Below are 21084 nucleotides of genomic sequence, written 5' to 3' on the forward strand. Positions count from 1 at the left end.
TCGGAGAAAAACCAAACAAAGAATTAAAGATAAAACTAGCGAAATCGGTTTTCGGTTGATTTCTGTTATCCTTAAGATTTGTATAAGTAATCTGTTTAATATCATGTTAAATTTGCCTCACTTATTTAGCACGTGCGCTCGTTTGATTTTAAATTTTTTAATTTTCGAATTGAGCGTAGTGGCAGGAATATTTAAGATCTCTGCGGCTCCACCCGGGCCAGATATTTTACCATTGCAGCGTTTTAGTATCGAAAGAATATGGTCGCGTTCGTTCTCAAAAATGGTTTTAATTTTTTGTTCCGTACCCTGGCTTGTGATCTCGGCTATATCAATTTTTGGAAGATGTATTTCTTTTAAGATATCACCCTGTGCCAGTAACAAGCTCCGTTCAATTAAATGTTCCAGTTCTCTGATATTTCCTGGCCATGGATAAGCCATTAATTTATTCAATGCGCTTTTGGAGATGCCATTTACATTTCGGCCTGTTTTTTTTGCAATTCTTTCTATAAAGTGAGCAGCTAAGTAAGGAATATCTTCTAACCGCTCTCTTAACCGTGGAATGGAAATCGGGAACACATTTAATCTATAATAAAGATCACTTCTAAAATTTCCCTTTTCTACTTCGCTTGCCAGATTTCGGTTAGTGGCCGCTATAATTCTAACATTTGTTTTAATTACGGTTTTACCGCCGATGCGCTCAATTTCTTTTTCCTGCAGGGCCCTAAGCAACTTTACCTGGATATCTAAAGAAAGTTCACCAATTTCATCCAGGAAAAGCGTGCCGTTATGAGCGAGTTCAAATTTACCTAATCGGCGTTCTGTTGCGCCAGTAAAACTTCCCTTTTCGTGCCCAAATAGTTCGCTTTCGGCTAAACTCGCAGGCAAAGCCGCACAGTTAATTTTTACCATTAAAGCTTTAGATCTTGGCGAGGCATTGTGTATGGCTCTGGCAACAAGCTCCTTGCCTGTTCCGGTTTCTCCTAAAATAAGTACGGTGCTATCTGTTGCTGCAACCTGGTTAATTAAATGAAAAACTTCTTTTAACGAACTACTTTGGCCAATAATTTCAGCATGATTGTATTTGTTGTCTATTTCTTCTTTGAGGTAAATTTTTTCGCCCTCTAATTTTTCCTTGTATTCGTTAATCTCTTTAAACTGTTGCGCTATTTTTTCGTTAGCCAGAATATTCGAGATGGCGATGGAAATTTGCAAGGAAATGCCATAAAGTAAATCAAAATAAATATTGGAAATAGAATTGGTAATTTTAGTGTACAGATAAAAGAATCCAATGCAGCCATTTCTGTCTATCATTTTTAAACCAATCATTTCTTTTATGCCTTTGTTGTGCCAGAAGCCAAGCCATGCAGGTGCATCATCCCAAGCTAAAACTTCTTCTACATTAAAAACGATCGGTTTATCTGATGCAATCATCGCTTTGCACATGCCATCATCCAGTGTATATTTCTTTGATGATTCTGGTGCAATACCAGCAGTTTGCAGGAAATCTTCTTTCTGGTTATAAATAAAAGCACTATGGGTTTGCTGATCCTCATTAATTAAACAAATCACGAAATCATCGAAATTGAACAACTTTTTAAGCTTTTGATCAATAACCTCGAATAAATCAAGCTTGTTTCTGATGGAGGCTATTGAATTGCTGAGCGAAAGCAGTACTTTATTTTCTCTTTCTTTTTGCGCTATCTTCTTTTTTAAGAACGCATTTTTCTCTGCCAGCTCAGTTTCTTTGGTAGGATAAATTTTAATATTCGCATCAAATGTATTACCACTGCTTCCCATTCTGCTAAAGTAAGATTTATAATCTATAATTTAATTTATCTGGTAACGAAATTTCGCTAAATAAATTCATTGTGTGTTGATTTTTAGTTATTTATAAGTATGTTTTCTTTTTAAATTATTGCAAATATTTCGCTAAAATTAAATTGGTCTTATCAAATTGATTGGAGCATCATCATCAAAGACGTCAATTCGACTTTTTACCACCTCAGTAACCTTCGCGCCACAGGCTTAAATTTCTAATATGATATATGTCTTGCAATACCCAATTCGTAAATCAACGATATATGGTTAATCAAAATTTATCAATTAAACCTTAATTGCTTGATTAATAGATTTTTGGCTGATGGTATGTTTCTTGGAACATGGAAGGAAACAAAAATATTATCATTATGAAACCATCACCAGACTTATTATCTCCAGAAAACCATGTATTAGTATTGATCGATTTCGAAGGTCAAATGGCTTTCGCTACCAAGAGCATTTCAATTACGGAGCTTCGTACCAATGTAGCAATCGTTTCTGGTGCATCTAAAATTTTTAATGTACCTACAATTGTAACCACTGTTGCCGAAGAATCTTTTGCTGGTCCGGTTTTTCCAGAAATCGAAGAATTTTATCCACAGGCCACTACAAATTATATAGACAGAACATCCATGAATACCTGGGAAGATGAGCCTGCCTATCGGGCAATCACTGGCGCAGGAAAAAAGAAAATTGTACTCGCAGGCCTTTGGACAGGTGTTTGCATCGTTGGCCCGGCATTATCTGCAATGGCAGAAGGTTATGATGTTTTTGTAATTACCGATGCTTGCGGCGATGTAAGCAATGAGGCACATGAACGTGCCGTGCAGCGGATGGTTCATGCAGGTGTAAAGCCAGTAACTGCTATACAATACATCTTAGAGCTTCAGAGAGACTGGGCAAGAACAGAAACTTATGTTCCGGTAACTGATTTGATGAAAAAATACGGTGCAGGTTATGGTATTGGTATCCAATACGCTCATAAAATGATTAAACATTAATCCTCATTGCTAAATAAAATGAGCATTAGTTATCCACATTGGACCATAATATTTGCCTTTTGCATCTGTAATTTAAGTACAGATGCATTTGGGCAAAGCATTAAGCTAATGCGTTACGATGAGGATTACAGTAGCCTGAAAGATTCGAGCAGGAATTTTTACAAAGCGCTAAAATTTATGCCGCTTTCGGCAGATAAGAACGTTTACGTCACTTTTGGTGGCGAAATCAGGGAAGAATTTGGAGGGAAAATTAACGAAGACTGGATAAAAGATCAGGGTTTTAATTCATCGTTCTTGCAAAGGTATTCGCTCTACGCCGATTTAAATTTCAGCAAACGCCTGAGGTTTTTTGCACAAATCAACAGTGCCCTGGAAAATGGCAGCAAATATGGGCCATCGCCAGTGGATGAAGATCAATTGGCAGTACAAAACTTATTTGCAGAATACCGCATACTCAATAGATCAGGTAACAAACTGGCTGTTCGGGTTGGCCGACAGGAAATAAATTATGGTTCAGGGAGATTAATTTCGGTGAGAGAGGGAACAACGGTTCGACAGTATTTTACCGGGGCCAAAATGATGTACGCATCACCTAAGTTCACTCTCGATGCTTTTGCCCTTCAGGCAGATGAAGTTAATTTTGGTGTATTTGATAATAAACCAAGTCATCAGGCCAATCTCTGGGGTGTATATTCCAATTTAAATATAGAGAAAAGCGGCAACTTTGATTTTTACTATTTAGGAACCAGAAGAGACCATGCCGAATTTGAAGAGGGGATAGCGAAGGAAGTTAGACATACGCTAGCGACCCGATACTGGAAAAGTGGCGGCGGTTTTATCTATAATTTGGAGGCCGCTTACCAGTTTGGGAAATTTGGAAATGGCCAAATCAACGCCTGGACAACTGCAATAGAATTTGGATATCTCTTTGAAGAAACTAAGTTCAAACCTTCCATTAATCTGCGTAACGATTACATTTCCGGCGATAAAAAAGCAGGAGACGGAAAGCTGCAAACGTTTAATCCACTATATCCTAAAGGTGGATACTTTGGATTTAATCCACTCATTGGCCCTTCAAACCTGATTGATTTACATCCGTACTTGACCTTAACGATAACAGATCAGTTAACGGTTCAGGCTGATGTGGTTTTTAACTGGAGATATTCACTTAATGACGGTATTTATCGCCCAAGCGGAAACTTTAATACCACTGGTTCTTTTTCTAACCATCGTTTTGTTGGAACAACTTACTTGTTAAGTGCAGATTATCAATTCAACGATCACCTGTCAATTAGTTGCGGTGGGCAGTATTTCAGGGTAGGAAGTTTTATAAAAGACCTGGTTCCTCAATTCGCCAACTCAAAGTTTTTTAACACTCAAATTTCATTTAAATTTTAACGAATTAAACATAAAAACATGAAAAACAGCAGCATTAAATCAGTAAAATCAACCAACAGAACTATATGGGCAGCCATGATCATATTTTCGGTATTGATTACAGGTATTCCGGCATTTGCCCAACAAACTACCGCAATTGGAACATCCAAGATTTGGGGAACGGTTGATGGTGTAGCCATCGAAGGCGTTGTTCAGGGGCCATCGGCACAAGTGAGCGATTTACAGGTTGCCTGCCTGTTTGAATATACCGAAGGCGATATCTTCGTTTCTCCGCCAGCACTTCCGCCTGCATTAAATGGCCTGGTTCATTTAGATCAGGATATGAAAGGTTTGGTGACTGAAATGCGCAAAAACGGAAAATTTCTTGGACATGCTTACGAAACCATTTTAATTTCTCCACCAAAAGGAACTATCGGCGGTAAGAAGTTGCTTTTAATTGGCTTAGGTGATCGAAATAAATTCACCGCAGATTTAATGATCGGCGTAGGAAGCGTAGCCATGAGAGAGGCACTCAAACTTGGCGTAAGCAATTTTGCTCTTGCCAGCGATTTAAAAGACGCTGGAATTGATTCACCAACGGCACTCGTTGCTGGTAATGTGGTAAAAGGAATTTTCGAGGCTTACCGTGCGCAAACCTGGTTGAAGGATAAAAATATGTCAACTTTTAAGCCAGTTTCTAAAATAATATTGTTGGCTGGTCCGGCATTTTTTACAACCGCAGGAGAAGGCATTCAAGAAGCAATTTCTGTGATTAAGAATTAATATCTCCAATAAATTTCAATAAAAACGAAAAAATTATGAGTGCAGATATGATTTTATTCAATGGTAAAATTCATACCATTGCCAAACATAAAGCAGAGATAACAGCTGTTGCCATCAAAGACGGGAAGTTTATCGCCATTGGTCATGATAGCGAAGTCATGAAGTTTTCGGGTTCATCTACAAAGTTGGTTAACCTCGATAAAAAACGTGTTGTACCCGGAATTAATGATTCTCATATCCATTTAATTCGCGGTGGTTTAAACTTTAATTTAGAACTGCGCTGGGATGGGGTTCCATCTCTTGCAGGTGCCATGCGGATGCTCAGAGAGCAGGTAGACAAAACACCATCGCCACAATGGGTCCGTGTAGTGGGCGGGTGGTCTGAATTTCAATTTGCCGAAAGACGAATGCCAACCTTAGATGAAATTAATGCCGTTTCGCCAGATACACCGGTTTTTATTCTGCATTTGTACGACCGGGCTTTTATGAACCGTGCGGCTTTAAGAGCGGTTGGATATACAAAAAACACACCTGCGCCTCCGGGCGGCGAAATACAGAGAGATGCAAATGGCGAGCCTACGGGGTTAATTATTGCGAGTCCGAACGCCATGATTTTGTACTCCACTCTGGCAAAAGGGCCAAAACTTTCTTACGAACATCAGGTAAATTCTACCCGGCATTTTATGACAGAACTTAACCGTTTTGGCATCACCAGCGTGATCGATGCGGGTGGAGGTTTTCAAAATTTCCCCGACGATTATAAGGTGGTAAATGAACTGAATGAGCAAAAACAATTAACTGTTAGAATTGCCTATAACTTATTTACCCAGCGCCCGAAACAAGAGTTTGAAGATTTCGATAACTGGACAAATTTGGTTAATCTGTACCAGGGTGATGATATGTATCGCCATAATGGTGCAGGCGAAATGTTGGTTTTCTCGGCAGCAGACTTTGAAGATTTTCTTCAACCCAGACCAGATTTGCCCGAAAACATGGAAGCTGAATTGGAACGTGTTGTTCGTTTACTAGTAGAGAAAAGGTGGCCGTTTAGATTGCATGCTACTTATAACGAAAGCATCAGCAGGTTTTTAAATGTCTTCGAAAAAGTAAATCTTGATATTCCTTTTGCAGGTTTACCATGGATTTTCGACCATGCAGAAACCATTGATGAGCGAAATATAGAACGTGTAAAAGCATTGGGTGGTGGAATAGCAATTCAAAGCAGAATGGCCTATCAGGGTGAATATTTTACAGATCGTTATGGCGAAAAAGCAGCTTTACAAACGCCTCCTGTAAAGAAAATGCTCGAAATGGAAGTTCCTGTTGGTGGTGGTTCTGATGCCACCCGTGTGAGCAGTTATAATCCCTGGGTGTCGATGTTTTGGTTAACGGCAGGTAAAACCGTTGGCGGATTAAAAATATACAATGAGGATACTGTTCTAACCAGGGAAACGGCTTTGGAACTTTATACCCGTGGCAGTGCCTGGTTCTCCAATGAGCAGCAAAAGAAAGGCGATATTGCAGTGGGTATGCTAGCAGATTTAGCGGTACTTAACCGCGATTATTTTGAAGTACCGGATGATGATATCAAAGGAATCGAATCTGATCTGACCATTGTTGATGGCAAAATTGTTTATGCCAAGGGCGATTTTTCTTCGTTTTCACCACCAAAAATCCCTATTCTGCCAGATTGGTCGCCAACCAATAGTTACAATGGCTATTATGCTGCAGCTCATCATAAAGCCAATCAGCAGGGAAACACCAAAGGCGCAAACGGTTCCGGTTCAGTGCTAGCTTCAGTTCACGCTTGCGTAGGTAGTTGCGGTGTTCATGCGCACAATCACGATGCGGTGAGGACAAGTAATCTGCCAGTAAATAATTACACCGCCTTCTGGGGTGCATTAGGTTGTTCATGCTTTGCTTTTTAACAATGGAAAATTTAATCAAATACCTGCTTTATTCCGATTTAGGTTCGGAATTTAACAATATAGCCGTTTTACTATTCAGGGTTTTGCTCATGCTAGAACTTTTCAGGGTACACGGAATGAAAAAGTTTCGTGTGCAAAATGGAGAAAAGGAACATGTGCCAAATCCCTTAGGTTTACCTGATAAACTGAATGGTTTGGTGGCCACATTTTCTGATACCGTTGTGCCTTTTCTGGTTGCAATAGGTGTTGGAACCCGCCTTTTCCTTTTACCATCTATTGGGGTAACCGCAATAGGATACTTTGTTGTACACAGAAGAGACGCTATCGAAGTAAAAGATGTGCCTTACATGTACACTTTGGCCATGCTCTTTTTATGGGCAATAGGGCCAGGTACTTTTTCAATCGACTACTATTTATTACAAACTTTTTTTAATTAACCACATCAATTAAACATTAAAATTATGGAAGCTAAAATTGGAATCAGCCCAGACAACCTAGCAGCGGTTGCACATTCGTTAAGCAAAATTCTTGCTGATGAATACGTTTTATACACCAAAACACGTAAAGCACACTGGAACATTGAGGGGCCAGACTTTTACAACAAGCACAAGTTTTTCGAAGCGCAATATACGCAGTTGGAAAATATTGTTGATGAGGTTGCCGAACGGATTCGAAAATTGGGACATTATGCACCTGCATCACTTAAAGAATTTTTAGCGTTAACGCATTTAACCGAGGATGATCGCGGTAAAAATGATGCACAGACTTACATCAAAACATTACTTGAAGACCACGAAAGCATACTTATTCACTTAAGGGAAAACATTAATAATTATGCAGGTCCGCTGAAAGATGCCGGAACCAGCGATTACATAACAGGCTTAATGGAAACGCATGAAACCATGGCTTGGATGTTAAGAGCACATTTATCTTAAAACATAAAAAATGGAAGAAAAACAACCTAATATCTGGTTTGTAACCCTGGTATTAACCATTATAGCGGGTTATTGTGATAGCATTACTTTTGTTGCTGCCGATAAGATATTTTCGGCTCATGTAACGGGTAACTTTATTGTATTTGCCTATCAAATGATAAAAGGCGCTGATGGAGATGCATGGATTAAACTGCTTACTTTCCCCATGTTTATGGTCGCTGTGATGCTTGGTGGCTGGATAGCCGCAAAATTTTCAAACAGGCATCTGCTGCTTTTATGCGAAGGCATTATACTTCTCATTGGTGGTGTAATTGCTTATTCGCTGGGCTACATCGATAATGGAGAAGTTACCTGGCCAATGTATGTAGTAACCATGATTGTGGTGATTGCCATGGGCTTACAAAATGCTTTTGGCAAACTCTTCGCTAAAGATACATTTGGCCCAACCACCATGATGACAGGTAACGTCACTCAGTTTGCGTTAGACATCAGGTCATATTGCAACTCCGGGTTTAAAAATGCCGATTTCCTTGCAGGAATATCCAGAGGTTTAGTTACGCTGGGTGGATTTTTAGCAGGTTGTTTGTTGGGGGCGTTGGTGGGTAAACTATTTGGTTTAGTAGGAATCTTTTTGCCAGGTATTGCCATGGTAATCTGCTATTACACTACCCGGGCAAATACAAGAGAAACTAAATCGGCCTGATGATAAATAACGTTTTCCATAATGTTGCTGTAGTAAAATTGATTAGATATCTGTTTTTTGTACTGCTGGTTTTAATCATTCCTGGTCTGTTAAAAGGCCAGGATATTAAAACCACAGTAGCATTTGAAAAGGCACTTGCCAGACTTGAAAAGCTTAACGATGGTGAAGATAAAGTTGATCTGTTAATAGGTATTGGAACTTACTACCTCAATTTACCCGGCGAATTAAAAGCTGATTTAGCAAAGGCAACTCAATATAAAAATAAAGCACTGACTTTGGCTGATCGAATAGATTATCCGAAAGCTATTGCCGATGTTTTGGTGTTGAGCGGAAATATTGCACGGGAATCAGGAGATAAAATTTCTGCAGAAAAAACATATCAACAAGCTATTCAATACGCAACAAAGAAGGATTTAAAAGACCAATTGGCAGCGGCGTTTTCGGCAATGGGTCAACTTTATGGGAACGAAGGAAAAGATTTAGACAAAAAGATCACATTTAACTGGAAATCTTTAAAACTATATCGTCAATCCGGCAACAAACTGGAAGAAGGAAATTCGCTTAAAAACCTTGGCGATTATTACACTTTAAAAGGCCAATCTGAGGAAGCGCTCAAGTTAATGGATTCATCACTTTTGGTGTATAAATCCATCAATTTTACAGAATTACAAGGGATATACAATAATATGTGTATCGCCAATACGGATGCTGGTAACTTTTCTAATGCTTTAAAATATGGTTTGCTGGCAGAAAAAACTGCAGATAAACTGGGCGATACGAGTTTGCAGAAAAGTTCGATCTGTAATCACCTCGGGTTAATTTATTTCTATTTACGCAATGATAAGAAAGCCCTGGAGTATTGGACAGAAGCGAGGCGGATTGCCGAAGTTTATCATGACAGCGGTTATTTGCAAACGATTATTGCAAATATTGCCACTGTTTTAATCAGGATGAAAAAAATTGAAGAAGGCATTGAAACGCTGCAGGAAATGGCGCGAAAATACCCTTCAACGGATACTTATATGAAACTTCGGATTCCGTATATTTTATTTAACAGTTACTACGATTTACATCAATATGCGAAAGCATCGCCATATTTTAAGGTGCTGTTAAACTTTCATCAAGAGCTGCCTGATGATGATCCCAATCAAACTTTGCTTTACAGAAGTATCATCAGAAAGCTGATATATGAGCGGAAGTTTGTAATGGCTGATGAGTATTTAAAAGCACATGAAAAGCAAGCTGCTACTCAGGGCAACGTCATTGTGCTTTCTCAGGTACATCGGTTATGGTTTGCAGTAGATTCTGCATTGAACAAGCCATGGTCTGCCATTGCACATTATAAGGAATACAAGCGGTTGGCAGATTCTATATTTTTTAACGATAAAAATAAGCAGCTTTCGGGTTTGGAAATTGAATATCAAACGGAGAAAAAAGATAAAGACATTGCTTTATTGAGTCAGAATAATCAGCTGCAAAAGGTTCGGATTGAGCGTGAAGGGCATGTTCGGTACATTTTTATCGCTGGCCTTTTAGTCGCGATTATTTTTGTGGGATTGATTTATAACCGATACCGCTTAAAGAAACAGAGTAATTTAATTTTGGAGCAAAAGCAGAAGGAAATTAATGCCCAAAATGATTTACTTAAGAAAATTTTAGGCGAAAAGGAGTGGCTTCTTCGGGAAATACATCATCGGGTTAAAAATAATTTACAAATCGTAATCAGTTTGCTGAATACTCAGTCGGCATATTTGGATAATGATGATGCATTGGTCGCCATAAGAAATAGTCAGCACCGCATGCATGCCATGTCGCTCATTCACCAAAGGCTTTATCAATCTGATAATCTGGCAGAAATAGATATGAAATGGTACATCAAAGAGCTGGTAGATTACATGATAGAGTGTTTTAGTACCGATAGAAAAGTACAATTCACACTTGAAACCGAATCCATTAAACTGGATGTTGCTCAGGCCGTTCCACTAGGTTTAATTTTAAACGAGGCCATTAGTAATACCATAAAATATGCTTTCCCTCATGAGAGAAAAGGCACGGTTCATATTTCATTTTTAATGGCTGAAGGTGAAATCTGTGAACTAAAAATAGCAGATAATGGGATAGGCTTGCCAGATGGTTTTGAACCTGAAAATACCAAATCACTGGGAATGAGTTTAATGACAGGTTTAACCGAACAGTTAAACGGCCAGATAAAAATGTGGAATGATAATGGGTTAATCCTTGATGTTCGCTTTAAAAAACACAACGAACTGGCACAAAAATCTACTGATAAATTAAGTTAGTTATACAATAAATAAAATTTAAACGATATGAATAATACTATTTTAGGACTGCACCACATTACCGCAATTGCTGGAAATGCACAGCAGAATTTCGATTTTTATACTAAAACCATGGGTTTACGCCTGGTAAAAAAAACCGTAAATTTTGACGATCCGGAAACCTATCACTTATATTACGGAGATGAAACTGGCTCCGCCGGAACGATTTTGACTTTCTTCCCCTGGGATGGCATTGGGCAAGGGACGGAAGGCGTTGGAATGGCCACAGAAATCGGATACGCTGTACCACAGGGAAGTTTAGATTTCTGGCTCGATAGATTAGGCCAAGCCAACATCAAAACCAAAGATATAGCAGAACGTTTCGGTGAGCAGTTCCTGGCCTTTAAAGATCCGGATGGCTTATCATTGAGTTTAATCGTGCCGAAAGCGGAAGATCTGCGCAAGCCCTGGGAAACGGATGAAATCAAGAACAATACGGCAACAAGGGGTTTCCATAGTACCACTTTAACCCTTCAGAAAATAGAGGAGACCGCTAAAATTTTAACTGATATTTTTGGTTATCGTTTACTGGCGCAAGAGGGAAATCGTTACCGGTTTATTACCGATGCTGTAGAAAATGCATCAATTGTAGATTTGTTGGAAACACCTGCTGGTATTCGCGGTAGAAATGCTTCGGGAACTAATCATCATGTGGCCTTCAGGGTTAAAGATGAAGCCACTCAAATGGAATTCAGGGAGAAAATTTTGAGTAAAAACCTTAACATTACGCCTAAAATAGACAGAGATTATTTCTATTCCCTGTATTTCCGAGAACCCGGAGGCGTACTTTTCGAAATCGCTACAGAAAACCCGGGTTTTACTGTAGACGAACCATTAAACGAATTAGGTACACACTTAATGTTGCCACACCAACACGAGCATTTACGCGAAGGTTTAGATAAAATACTCCCAAAGTTAAGTTAAACAATCATGGCAGAAGTAAAATTAAACATTCAGGAAGGTGAGCCAAGTTCATTTGATCTTTATGACGAAGATGGAAAAGTTGGCGAAATGATTTTCGATATCGAAGGGAAAGATTTAACGGTTTATCATACCGAAATAGCACCTGAAAAGGAAGGTAAAGGTTATGCTAAAATGCTGTTAGATGCGATGGTAGCCTATACCCGTGAAAATGAATTAATGGTTATTCCCATGTGCCCATACGTACACGTGCAGTTTAAGCGGCACGAAGAGCGCTACCGGGATATCTGGAATAAAAGTAACGAAAATTAAAAATTAAGAAAATGCAGGAAATCATAAAATCAGGCAAAAGCCTGGCTGTTGCAGAAAAAGTACTGGTGATGATTCATGGTCGTGGCGGTTCCGCACGCGACATATTATCACTTTCAGCCGATTTGAATGTCGATTCATTCGCATTGGTAGCGCCGCAAGCACCAGGAAATAGCTGGTACCCACAATCGTTTTTATCGCCAAGAGCAGAAAATGAACCATCTTTATCTAATGCTTTAAAATTGATAAAAGATGTGGTTGTGGATTTGGAAAAAGAAGGTTTTTCCAAAGAACAAATTTACTTTTTAGGCTTTTCTCAGGGCGCTTGCCTGGCTTTAGAATTTGCGGCATCGCAGGCTGCGCGCTATGGTGGTGTGGTGGCTTTTACGGGAGGCGTAATTGGTGATCAGGTAGACCATAGAAATTACCATGGCGACTTCGATGGGACACCAATTTTTATCGGGAGCAGCGATCCGGATTTTCATGTTCCGGTAAGCCGGGTAAAGGAAAGTTCCGCTTTGCTGGAAGAAATGGGGGCAAACGTTACTGAAATTATTTATGAAAATATGGGTCATACCATTAGCCGGGCAGAAATAGCACAGGTAAATAAATTAATTTTTAATGATTAAGAAAAACACTAAAAATGGAAAAAGAAACGGCCAGGATTGAAGCTTTTAGTGATGGTGTTTTTGCAATTGCGGTTACTTTACTGGTACTTGAACTTCATGTGCCCGAATTTAACGTGGGCAGAAACCCTGCCACACTTATTAAAACGTTAATCAGTCAATGGCCAGCATATATTGCCTTTGTCATTTCATTTTTTAGTATTTTCATCATTTGGGTTAACCACCACAAAGTATTTAAACAAATCTACAAGCGAAACACAGGGTTAATGTTTGCCAATGGCTTTATCCTTTTCCTGGTTTCGCTTGTTTCCTATCCGAGTGCATTGCTCGCCAGATTTTACCTCAGCGATGCTAAACAATTTTCGGTAACCATTTACACCGGAATTTTTGTTTTGGTTAACATTGCCTTTAATTTATTGTGGCAACAAGCTACGAAAGATAAAAGTTTATTGCGGCCAGGAATCAGCGACCAGGCAATTAAACAACTTCGGAATAATTATTTATATGGTTTTCCAACCTATCTGATTGCCTTTGCCAGTTCTTTTTTCTATCCGGATGCAGCACTTTTGATCTGTATTCTACTTTGGATTTACTGGGCAATCTCCTCCAGGAAAATTAATTTTACATCAGCACCAATTACATAAACAATCAATTAACCAACAAAAAAATGAAACTCAGATCTATTCACAAAAACGTTTTACTACCCGTAATAATGTTGTTTTTTGCTATAAGTGCAATGGCACAGTTTAAAAACTCAGAAGCAGCTAAAAAATTAAATGTACTTCAGCAACAGTTTGTCGATTTACGTTTTGGGATGTTTATCCACTATAATATTCCAACTTATGCCAATGCCGACTGGCCCGACCCTGATGCCTCTCCAAAATTATTTAACCCTAAAAAGTTAGATGCGAACCAATGGGCCAAAGCTGCAAAATCGGCCAATATGAGTTACGGTTGTTTAACCACAAAACACCATAGTGGTTTTTGTATCTGGGATACTAAAAGTACCGATTACAACGTCATGAATAGTCCTTATGGTAAGGATGTAGTGAAGCAGTTTACAGATGCCTTTCGCGCAAACGGATTAAAAGTGATGCTTTATTATTCGATCCTGGATACGCACCACAAGCTTAGGCCAAATCAGATTACGCCAAAACATATTGATATGATTAAGCAGCAAATAACTGAACTGTTAACCAAATATGGTAAAATTGAGGCGTTGATTATTGATGGCTGGGATGCACCATGGTCTAGAATTTCTTATGATGATGTGCCATTTGAAGATATCTACACCTTGATTAAAACCTTACAGCCCGATTGTTTGGTCATGGATTTAAATGGTGCTAAATACCCTGCAGAGGGACTTTATTACACTGATATTAAAACCTATGAAATGGGTGCAGGTCAGCGGATGGATAAGGAAAGTAAAGTAATGCCATCTTTAGCTTGTTTGCCAATTAATACTTCGTGGTTTTGGAAAACAGATTTTCCTACCGTTCCGGTTAGAAAGCCACAAGAAATTGTAGACAACCTCATTAAGCCTTTAAATATGGCAAGTTGTAACTTTATTCTAAATGTTGCCCCCAACCGGGATGGTTTAATTGATGATAATGCGATTGAATCATTAAAAGAAGTTGGCAGGTTATGGAAGAATGAGGGCGCTACAACTCCATTACCACCGCTCGAACTTCCAATAATTTCCAGCAACCTGGCTTTAAAACAGGCTGCAAATTCGACCTGGAGTGATGATATGGATATTATGGATTTTGCAAATGATGACAGTTACAAATCTTCCTGGCGATCTAATAAAGAAGTCCAAAAAAGCTGGTACGAAATTGATTTTAAAAATGAAAAGGGTATTAACATGATTGTTGTTGCCGAACAAAAACCGAACATCGATAGTTATGTACTTGAATATTGGAACGGCATAGAATGGAAGAAGATTGTTGATGGCACAAAGACTGATAAAATAAAAATTCATAGGTTTGACCGCTTGTGGGCGAATAAGGTTCGGATTAGAATAGAACATTCAAAAGATACACCTGCTATAGCCGAATTTCAGGTGTTTAATGAAAGAGGGTCTTAAAAATTATAAATATGTCACGATATAAAATTGCCATACTTGATGATTATCAGGATGTAGCTAAATCATTTGCAGATTGGAATGCGGTAAAAGCGCATGCTGATATCGAAATCTTTGATAATCATCTTCATGAAGAAGATGAAATCATAAAGCGTTTGATGCCTTTTGATATTATCTGCGTGATGCGGGAAAGAACGCCATTAACAGCCGGTTTATTAATGAATCTCCCTAACCTGAAGCTGGTGGTTTCTACCGGAGCCAGAAACCGCTCTATTGATGTAGAAGGCGCTCAAAAATTAGGAATAGAAGTGCAAAATACGGGCTATCTGGGGCACGGCGCTTTAGAACTTACCTGGGCATTATTAATGGCGCTGGCTAAACACATTCCGCAAGAGAATGCCAATTTACGCGCGGGCAGATGGCAGCACATGGTGGGAAACGATTTAAGAGGTAAAACGCTTGGCATATTAGGCCTTGGTAACTTAGGGGGGCAAGTTGCCGCTGTTGCTAAGGCATTTGATATGGATGTGATTGCCTGGAGTGAAAACCTCACGCCAGAAAAAGCCTTAGCAGGTGGAGCCAGGTACGTAGATAAGAAAACCCTTTTTCAGGAGGCAGATTATTTAACAGTTCACATGGTGTTAAGCGATAGGAGTAAGGGAATTGTGGGCGAGGCAGATTTGGCATTAATGAAATCTACAGCCTATTTAATTAATACTTCGCGTGGCCCTCTAGTTGACGAAAAAGCGCTTATAAATGCCTTGCAAAAACATCAAATTGCTGGCGTAGCTTTAGATGTTTTCGATAAGGAACCACTTGATGCAAATCATCCATTCAGAACATTCAAAAATGTTTTGGCTACCCCACATATAGGCTTCGTAACCGAAGATACTTACCGTCTTTTCTTTACCGATACGGTGGAAATTCTATCGAAGTGGTTGCAGGAAAATCCTAAAGAATAAGGTAGATCAATTAATATTTCGCCCTGAGTTTGAAAAATAACTCAGGGCTTTTTTTTGCGCAATCAATTTGTTCGGTTACACTTATAGGCTGGCCAGAAGGGATAATCAATCAACTTATCTAATTTCCAGAGTCCATGTGTTGAATAATTTCGCGAATTTGATCACAATACCATACTTTCCAAGTATTTCACGCAACAAAGGCCACCATAACATCTTCCGTTATTTTTTATAGCTACTGTATTTCGTTTTCAATAATCGCTATTTAGCGAAATATCGCTAATGGAAAAACGCCCGATGTAGCTATTAGATGCATTAAGGCTATTTTATTGAATCTGGCATGTTCTTTGGATTCGCGGGGAGCGCGTGTAAGAATATTCATCCCTAAGAAAGCTGCTTTTTATTATTTCAAATTATCTGAATAAGATGTTTTAAATAGGTAGTTGATTGGGATTAATTATCAAGATTTAATCACCTTTTGTTTCCATTAAAATTATAGAGACAAATCTATTTAAGCAAAGATGAGCGAAAACCAGACAGATTCAGATTCGATTCTAAAGCATTTTGAAGCGCCTGATAAAAAGGAAATTCCTGGATCTTATTTTGAAGATTTAGCTTCCATGCATGCTGAAAATGAAAAATGTTTTAGCTTGTCAGAATTATTTCAAGGTGTATTTTCTAAACTGCATCCCTTATTTTCAATTGATTGTGGTGTACTCGTTCTCTATAACGAAGAAATGAACCACATCACACGGGCTTATCTTGCCGAAGTAAATTCTGGAGAAATTTCCTGTACAGAAACGGTTTCTGATCCGGTAAGTCTTTCACTCATTACCAAACAAATTGCTGAATTTGATTTTCCTGTTCTTAAATCCAGGCAAAACTGGGTCGAAGATTTTGGCGAAAATCACTGCTTAACTAATCATTCAACAGAATATCATTTTCACTGCTACATTCCATTAGAGCGCAACGGCCGAACATTCGGGACTTTTGAACTCCATAACCACGACCGCGAATTAAGTGCAGACGGTTTAACCTTTTGTTGTAACATCGCCGAATTTCTGGCTGGTTTACTCCAGGTGATGGCTGAAAGAGAAACTCCGAAAAATCAGCAAACAGGAGCTAAGGTAAAACGAGGTGGTGATCCGGATATTTCCAAATCACTTGATCAGCTTGTGAATGATTTATCAGGTATTAAAGCGCATGATCAAATCGCAAATTTTATTGAGCGCTATTTTTGCGATGATTTTAATGCCGGTTATTGCAAGCTTTTAATTAAACCACATCCGGATTTTTTAATCAATTTAACATCAATAAATACTGATTTTCAGCTTTTAGATTTAAGTACAAAAGGCGAGCAAATAGCAAAAAAAGAGCAGCTGGATTTATGGAAAAAGATGGAGATAAAATACATCCTAGCCCTTCCGTTAACGCAACAGAAAAAGCTTTTCGGTCAGGTTTTAGTTGGGTTTAAGCAACCTTTAGAAATGAGCCATGAAAAAGCAGAAGTTTTAAAGGCCGTATCAAGCATTATAAGTTGGCCAATAGAACAGCTGCTTGCCGAAGAAAGAATCAAACAGCTACAAATGGAGCTCGCTATCCAGTCAGCACAACTTTCTGCCTATGCCATTCATAAAACCGAAGAGACCGATCAATTTTATACGCACCCTGTTATTGTTGGAAACAGTGTGGAGATGCAGCAAGTTTTTAAATTGCTTGATCTGGTATCGTCATCAGAAACAACGGTGTTAATTTTAGGTGAAACAGGAACAGGAAAAGAACTTATTGCTAAAGCTGTTCATGATGCATCTGGCAGAAAGCAGAAACCAATGATCAAAGTTAACTGCGCAGCTATTCCGCCAAATTTAATTGAATCTGAACTCTTTGGTCACGAACGAGGAAGTTTTACCGGAGCTACAGAAAGGCGGATTGGTAAATTCGAACAAGCCCACAAAGGCACCATTTTTTTAGATGAAATAGGGGAGCTATCATTAGATTTACAGGTTAAATTATTAAGGGTTTTACAAGAAAAAGAACTAGAACGGGTTGGTGGAAAAACAACTATTCCGGTTGATGTGAGGATAATTTCTGCTACAAACCGCAACCTTTTAGAAGAAGTAAATGCAGGAAGATTTAGGCAGGATTTATTTTACAGGTTAAATGTTTTTCCGGTATTATTGCCTCCATTAAGAAACAGAAAGATGGATATACCTGTCTTGGCTCAGCATTTTCTTAACAAGTTCGCTCAGAAATTAAACCGAAAGTTGCAAGGGTTTTCTAAAAAAGCAATTGCCGCTATGGTAGGTTACAGTTGGCCTGGAAATGTGAGAGAATTAGAACATTTAATCGAAAGGCAAATTTTAATCACAACGGGCAACATCATTAAAGAAGTGGAAATTCCGGGTAGTTCAAAGGCAACAACACCAACAACGATGACGGCCGTTAAAACTATTTTCGAAAATGAACGTGATCATATTTTTGCGGTTTTACAATCATGCAATGGCAAAATTTCTGGTCCGAACGGGGCCGCGAGGTTGCTGGGCGTTCCGGCTACAACGCTGAATTCGAAAATTAAAAAATTAGGTTTGGCTAAAAGGCATATGTTCTAGCCCATAGCATTCATTGGTTTTATCTGCTCGTAAATTAGCGAAATAAAGTAATTTATGTTTTTTAATTTTAGCTTAAGGTGTTGGAATACAATTTGTTGTAAGTAGGTATTGTTCTTGCTAAATTAATTATTGTAGGTGGTAACCATTAATTTAATGAGGAGTACTAATCGATTGAGAAATAAGATATGAACAAGCTTAAACTTTACGGCAAACCAGATTCACCTGAAATATATCCAATAAGAGATTTTTTAAAGCGCAGCGTTGTCGATTTCGAGTGGATTGATATTTCTTTTGATCACCTCGGCCGGGGCCAGGGGATTACTTCTTTCAACAATCCTGATAAACATCCCGTTATCGAGTTTCCTGATGGAAAAGTAATTATTAACCCAAGTTTAGCACAAATTGCCTGTAATCTAGGGTGGATTACCCAACCTAAATACACGGAATATGATCTTTCGATTTACGGTGCGGGTCCGGCCGGCTTAAGTGCTGCTGTTTACGCCGCATCTGAGGGTTTAAAAACTATTTTAATTGAGCGCGAGGCTATTGGCGGACAAGCAGGTACCAGTTCTTTAATTGAAAATTATTTAGGCTTTCCAGAGGGAATCTCTGGTGCTAACCTGGCCGAAAGAGCAAGGCAACAGGCTTTAAAGTTTGGTGTCGAGATTTTGCTTTTAAAGGAAGGAATTAAGGGAACTTTTTATGATAATAAAATTCATGTTGATTTTGCCTCTGGCGAAAAATTAGTTGCCAAAACAAATATTTGTGCCACCGGGGTAGAATACGCAAGATTAAATCTTCCTGATGAAATTCAATTTTTTCACAAAGGCGTTTATTATGGTGCAGGTGCAAGCGAGGCGGCTTTCTGTGAAGATAAAGATTTGTATATTGTGGGTGGCGGTAATTCCGCAGGGCAGGCAGCTACCTATTTTTCTGGCTTCGCCAGGCAAGTGTTTATGGTGATCAGAAAAGGGAATCTTTCTGAAACACTTTCCCAGTATCTGATCACCAGGATTGCCAACATTAAAAATATTCATGTGTTGTATTATTCGGAGGTTACCGCACTCCAGGGCGATGATTATTTACAACGGATTAAAATCTTAAACAGCGAAACCGGGGCTGAAAACTGGCACGAAACTTCGAAATTGTTTATCTGCATTGGGGGAAAACCCAATACCGAATGGGCCTCAGAAACGGCCATTTGCAGAGATAGAAACGGTTATCTTTATACGGGGAATGATTTGATAAACCTGGATCAATATAAAATGTGTTGGGAAGCAGACCGTCCTCCTTATCATTTAGAAACCAGTGTGCCGGGTTCTTTTGCCGCAGGCGATGTTAGATTTAATTCTGTTAAAAGAGTGGCATCAGCAGTAGGCGAGGGGGCAATGGCAGTTACACAAGTTCATCAATATTTATCAAAATTATAATTATGGAAAGCACTGGAATTTGTAGCCATATCGCGGCGATAAAAGAATTAAAACTTGCTCAAAAACGAGTTTGTGAGGAATGCATAAGGCTGGGCACCGAGTGGGTTCATCTACGAACCTGTCAAACCTGTGGGCATACTCTATGTTGCGATTCATCTCCGGAGCAGCACATGTCTCATCATTGCAAAGCCGAAATGCATCCGGTTGTTATCTCTTCCGAACCAGGTGAAAGGTGGTTGTACTGTTATCCTGATGATGAAATGGCTGAATATTAATCTGCTAACTTACGGGTTGATGGCTCACCAATCACCCTAAGTTATTTCCCTACTCTATTGTTTTTTAGTTAGTGGATACCAATATGCAGATGAAGTGGTTACTGTGCTTTAGCCCGTCTATTCGAATTCTATATCTTTAACCTATTGGTTGGTATCTCACCAACCACCTTAAGTTATTTCCCTAATCTATTATTTATTAGTTGGTGGATACCAACATGTCGACGAAGCGGTTGCTGGTGCTGGCCAGACTATTCGAATTCAATATTGTTTTCTATATTAGTGTTTTTTCCAACAAGCCGTTTTAATGCCTAATTTAAAAAGCCATACCGATGAAGCGCTGATCACTATGTTAAAAGACGGTGCAGTGTCAGCCTTTGATGAGCTCTATAATCGATACTGGGAAGCATTGCTGGCAAAGGCATTTGATCGGGTAAAAAGCAGGGAAGATGCACAGGAGATTGTTCAGGAGCTTTTTATCAAAATATGGAAGCACAGTCCGCATATAAAACTCCAGTACACTTTCAAAACTTACATCTATGCTGCCCTCAGGTATGAAGTCTATCATTTCATAGGCAAACATCAATTTCGCAAGGACGATATCTCTTTAGAATCGTCAGAACATTTTGAACTTTGGGCACAAGACGATGAGTTTCATTCTATAGAAATGAAAGAATTGCAATCGCAAGTTGATTTAATTGTAGATAGTTTGCCTGAAAAGTGTAAGATTATCTTCAAAATGAGTCGGAATGAAGGTTTAAGTTCAAAGAATATTGCCGATCAGTTGAATTTATCGCCAAGAACAGTAGATACCCAGATTGGAAAAGCACTTCGGGTACTTAAAACAGCGCTTAAAGATCCAAAACTCACCTTTTTTTTATTGTCATCTGGCTTACTGCGGTAAAAAAAATAAATAAATATTATTTATTTTCAGTTTGCGTACGTAATTGCTTAAAAAAGATACTCTATTATATTATGGTAATTAGATATT

General features: G+C 38.8%; 19 protein-coding genes. 18 read left to right on the plus strand and 1 reads right to left on the minus strand.

Features of this window, described 5'->3' with window-relative positions; translation table 11 throughout:
• Positions 1 to 117 precede the first annotated feature (117 nt).
• Positions 118 to 1797, minus strand: coding sequence for a sigma-54-dependent Fis family transcriptional regulator (locus tag SOM16_RS07800; RefSeq protein ID WP_320463432.1), 1680 nt, complete (start codon positions 1795 to 1797; stop codon positions 118 to 120).
• A gap of 389 nt (positions 1798 to 2186) precedes the next feature.
• Between SOM16_RS07800 and SOM16_RS07805 the strand changes: the two genes are divergently transcribed.
• The 18 genes from SOM16_RS07805 (at position 2187) to SOM16_RS07890 (ending at position 20997) form a co-directional block, all read left to right on the plus strand.
• Complete coding sequence (locus SOM16_RS07805) at positions 2187 to 2819, plus strand: hydrolase (protein ID WP_320463433.1); 633 nt, start codon at positions 2187 to 2189, stop codon at positions 2817 to 2819.
• Positions 2820 to 2837: 18 nt separating this feature from the next.
• Positions 2838 to 4217, plus strand: coding sequence for an alginate export family protein (locus SOM16_RS07810; RefSeq protein WP_320463434.1), 1380 nt, complete (start codon positions 2838 to 2840; stop codon positions 4215 to 4217).
• Positions 4218 to 4235: 18 nt separating this feature from the next.
• Positions 4236 to 4979: a M17 family peptidase N-terminal domain-containing protein gene (locus SOM16_RS07815; protein ID WP_320463435.1), complete on the plus strand. Its 744-nt coding sequence runs from the start codon at positions 4236 to 4238 to the stop codon at positions 4977 to 4979.
• A 35-nt stretch (positions 4980 to 5014) separates the two neighbouring features.
• Positions 5015 to 6907, plus strand: a complete 1893-nt coding sequence (locus SOM16_RS07820) for an amidohydrolase (protein WP_320463436.1) — start codon at positions 5015 to 5017, stop codon at positions 6905 to 6907.
• A 2-nt stretch (positions 6908 to 6909) separates the two neighbouring features.
• Positions 6910 to 7344, plus strand: a complete 435-nt coding sequence (locus SOM16_RS07825) for a DoxX family protein (protein ID WP_320463437.1) — start codon at positions 6910 to 6912, stop codon at positions 7342 to 7344.
• 24 nt (positions 7345 to 7368) lie between these two features.
• Positions 7369 to 7842, plus strand: a complete 474-nt coding sequence (locus SOM16_RS07830; protein WP_320463438.1) for a DNA starvation/stationary phase protection protein — start codon at positions 7369 to 7371, stop codon at positions 7840 to 7842.
• A gap of 10 nt (positions 7843 to 7852) precedes the next feature.
• A complete protein-coding gene (locus SOM16_RS07835) occupies positions 7853 to 8545 on the plus strand; it encodes a YoaK family protein (protein ID WP_320463439.1) in 693 nt (230 codons plus the stop codon).
• A complete protein-coding gene (locus tag SOM16_RS07840) occupies positions 8545 to 10845 on the plus strand; it encodes a histidine kinase dimerization/phosphoacceptor domain -containing protein (RefSeq protein WP_320463440.1) in 2301 nt (766 codons plus the stop codon). The genes SOM16_RS07835 and SOM16_RS07840 overlap by 1 nt, the downstream gene beginning before the upstream one ends.
• 27 nt (positions 10846 to 10872) lie before the next feature.
• On the plus strand, positions 10873 to 11808 hold the full coding sequence (locus tag SOM16_RS07845) for a ring-cleaving dioxygenase (RefSeq protein WP_320463441.1): 936 nt from the start codon (positions 10873 to 10875) through the stop codon (positions 11806 to 11808).
• A 6-nt stretch (positions 11809 to 11814) separates the two neighbouring features.
• The gene (locus SOM16_RS07850; RefSeq protein ID WP_320463442.1) at positions 11815 to 12117 is read left to right on the plus strand and encodes a GNAT family N-acetyltransferase; all 303 of its coding nucleotides are present in this window, start codon (positions 11815 to 11817) and stop codon (positions 12115 to 12117) included.
• A gap of 11 nt (positions 12118 to 12128) precedes the next feature.
• Positions 12129 to 12743, plus strand: coding sequence for an alpha/beta hydrolase (locus tag SOM16_RS07855; protein ID WP_320463443.1), 615 nt, complete (start codon positions 12129 to 12131; stop codon positions 12741 to 12743).
• Positions 12744 to 12757: 14 nt separating this feature from the next.
• On the plus strand, positions 12758 to 13384 hold the full coding sequence (locus SOM16_RS07860; protein WP_320463444.1) for a TMEM175 family protein: 627 nt from the start codon (positions 12758 to 12760) through the stop codon (positions 13382 to 13384).
• 23 nt (positions 13385 to 13407) lie between these two features.
• The gene (locus SOM16_RS07865; protein ID WP_320463445.1) at positions 13408 to 14826 is read left to right on the plus strand and encodes an alpha-L-fucosidase; all 1419 of its coding nucleotides are present in this window, start codon (positions 13408 to 13410) and stop codon (positions 14824 to 14826) included.
• Between the two features lie 11 nt (positions 14827 to 14837).
• The gene (locus SOM16_RS07870) at positions 14838 to 15785 is read left to right on the plus strand and encodes a D-2-hydroxyacid dehydrogenase family protein (protein ID WP_320463446.1); all 948 of its coding nucleotides are present in this window, start codon (positions 14838 to 14840) and stop codon (positions 15783 to 15785) included.
• 518 nt (positions 15786 to 16303) lie between these two features.
• Positions 16304 to 18391: a sigma-54-dependent Fis family transcriptional regulator gene (locus tag SOM16_RS07875; RefSeq protein ID WP_320463447.1), complete on the plus strand. Its 2088-nt coding sequence runs from the start codon at positions 16304 to 16306 to the stop codon at positions 18389 to 18391.
• 185 nt (positions 18392 to 18576) lie between these two features.
• Positions 18577 to 19821: an FAD-dependent oxidoreductase gene (locus SOM16_RS07880; protein WP_320463448.1), complete on the plus strand. Its 1245-nt coding sequence runs from the start codon at positions 18577 to 18579 to the stop codon at positions 19819 to 19821.
• A gap of 2 nt (positions 19822 to 19823) precedes the next feature.
• On the plus strand, positions 19824 to 20096 hold the full coding sequence (locus tag SOM16_RS07885; protein WP_320463449.1) for a UBP-type zinc finger domain-containing protein: 273 nt from the start codon (positions 19824 to 19826) through the stop codon (positions 20094 to 20096).
• A gap of 304 nt (positions 20097 to 20400) precedes the next feature.
• Positions 20401 to 20997, plus strand: coding sequence for an RNA polymerase sigma-70 factor (locus tag SOM16_RS07890; protein ID WP_320463450.1), 597 nt, complete (start codon positions 20401 to 20403; stop codon positions 20995 to 20997).
• The last annotated feature ends 87 nt before the right edge of the window (positions 20998 to 21084 follow it).

The sequence above is a fragment of the Pedobacter sp. CFBP9032 genome, from assembly GCF_034045265.1.
GTDB lineage: Bacteria > Bacteroidota > Bacteroidia > Sphingobacteriales > Sphingobacteriaceae > Pedobacter.

Coding starts and splice junctions, on each gene's coding strand:
- SOM16_RS07875 (WP_320463447.1), top strand. CDS start 16,304: ATGAGCGAAAACCAGACAGATTCAGATTCGATTCTAAAGCATTTTGAA.
- SOM16_RS07830 (WP_320463438.1), top strand. CDS start 7,369: ATGGAAGCTAAAATTGGAATCAGCCCAGACAACCTAGCAGCGGTTGCA.
- SOM16_RS07855 (WP_320463443.1), top strand. CDS start 12,129: ATGCAGGAAATCATAAAATCAGGCAAAAGCCTGGCTGTTGCAGAAAAA.
- SOM16_RS07805 (WP_320463433.1), top strand. CDS start 2,187: ATGAAACCATCACCAGACTTATTATCTCCAGAAAACCATGTATTAGTA.
- SOM16_RS07880 (WP_320463448.1), top strand. CDS start 18,577: ATGAACAAGCTTAAACTTTACGGCAAACCAGATTCACCTGAAATATAT.
- SOM16_RS07860 (WP_320463444.1), top strand. CDS start 12,758: ATGGAAAAAGAAACGGCCAGGATTGAAGCTTTTAGTGATGGTGTTTTT.
- SOM16_RS07835 (WP_320463439.1), top strand. CDS start 7,853: ATGGAAGAAAAACAACCTAATATCTGGTTTGTAACCCTGGTATTAACC.
- SOM16_RS07815 (WP_320463435.1), top strand. CDS start 4,236: ATGAAAAACAGCAGCATTAAATCAGTAAAATCAACCAACAGAACTATA.
- SOM16_RS07850 (WP_320463442.1), top strand. CDS start 11,815: ATGGCAGAAGTAAAATTAAACATTCAGGAAGGTGAGCCAAGTTCATTT.
- SOM16_RS07800 (WP_320463432.1), bottom strand. CDS start 1,797: ATGGGAAGCAGTGGTAATACATTTGATGCGAATATTAAAATTTATCCT.
- SOM16_RS07885 (WP_320463449.1), top strand. CDS start 19,824: ATGGAAAGCACTGGAATTTGTAGCCATATCGCGGCGATAAAAGAATTA.
- SOM16_RS07865 (WP_320463445.1), top strand. CDS start 13,408: ATGAAACTCAGATCTATTCACAAAAACGTTTTACTACCCGTAATAATG.
- SOM16_RS07890 (WP_320463450.1), top strand. CDS start 20,401: ATGCCTAATTTAAAAAGCCATACCGATGAAGCGCTGATCACTATGTTA.
- SOM16_RS07820 (WP_320463436.1), top strand. CDS start 5,015: ATGAGTGCAGATATGATTTTATTCAATGGTAAAATTCATACCATTGCC.
- SOM16_RS07870 (WP_320463446.1), top strand. CDS start 14,838: ATGTCACGATATAAAATTGCCATACTTGATGATTATCAGGATGTAGCT.
- SOM16_RS07840 (WP_320463440.1), top strand. CDS start 8,545: ATGATAAATAACGTTTTCCATAATGTTGCTGTAGTAAAATTGATTAGA.
- SOM16_RS07825 (WP_320463437.1), top strand. CDS start 6,910: ATGGAAAATTTAATCAAATACCTGCTTTATTCCGATTTAGGTTCGGAA.
- SOM16_RS07845 (WP_320463441.1), top strand. CDS start 10,873: ATGAATAATACTATTTTAGGACTGCACCACATTACCGCAATTGCTGGA.
- SOM16_RS07810 (WP_320463434.1), top strand. CDS start 2,838: ATGAGCATTAGTTATCCACATTGGACCATAATATTTGCCTTTTGCATC.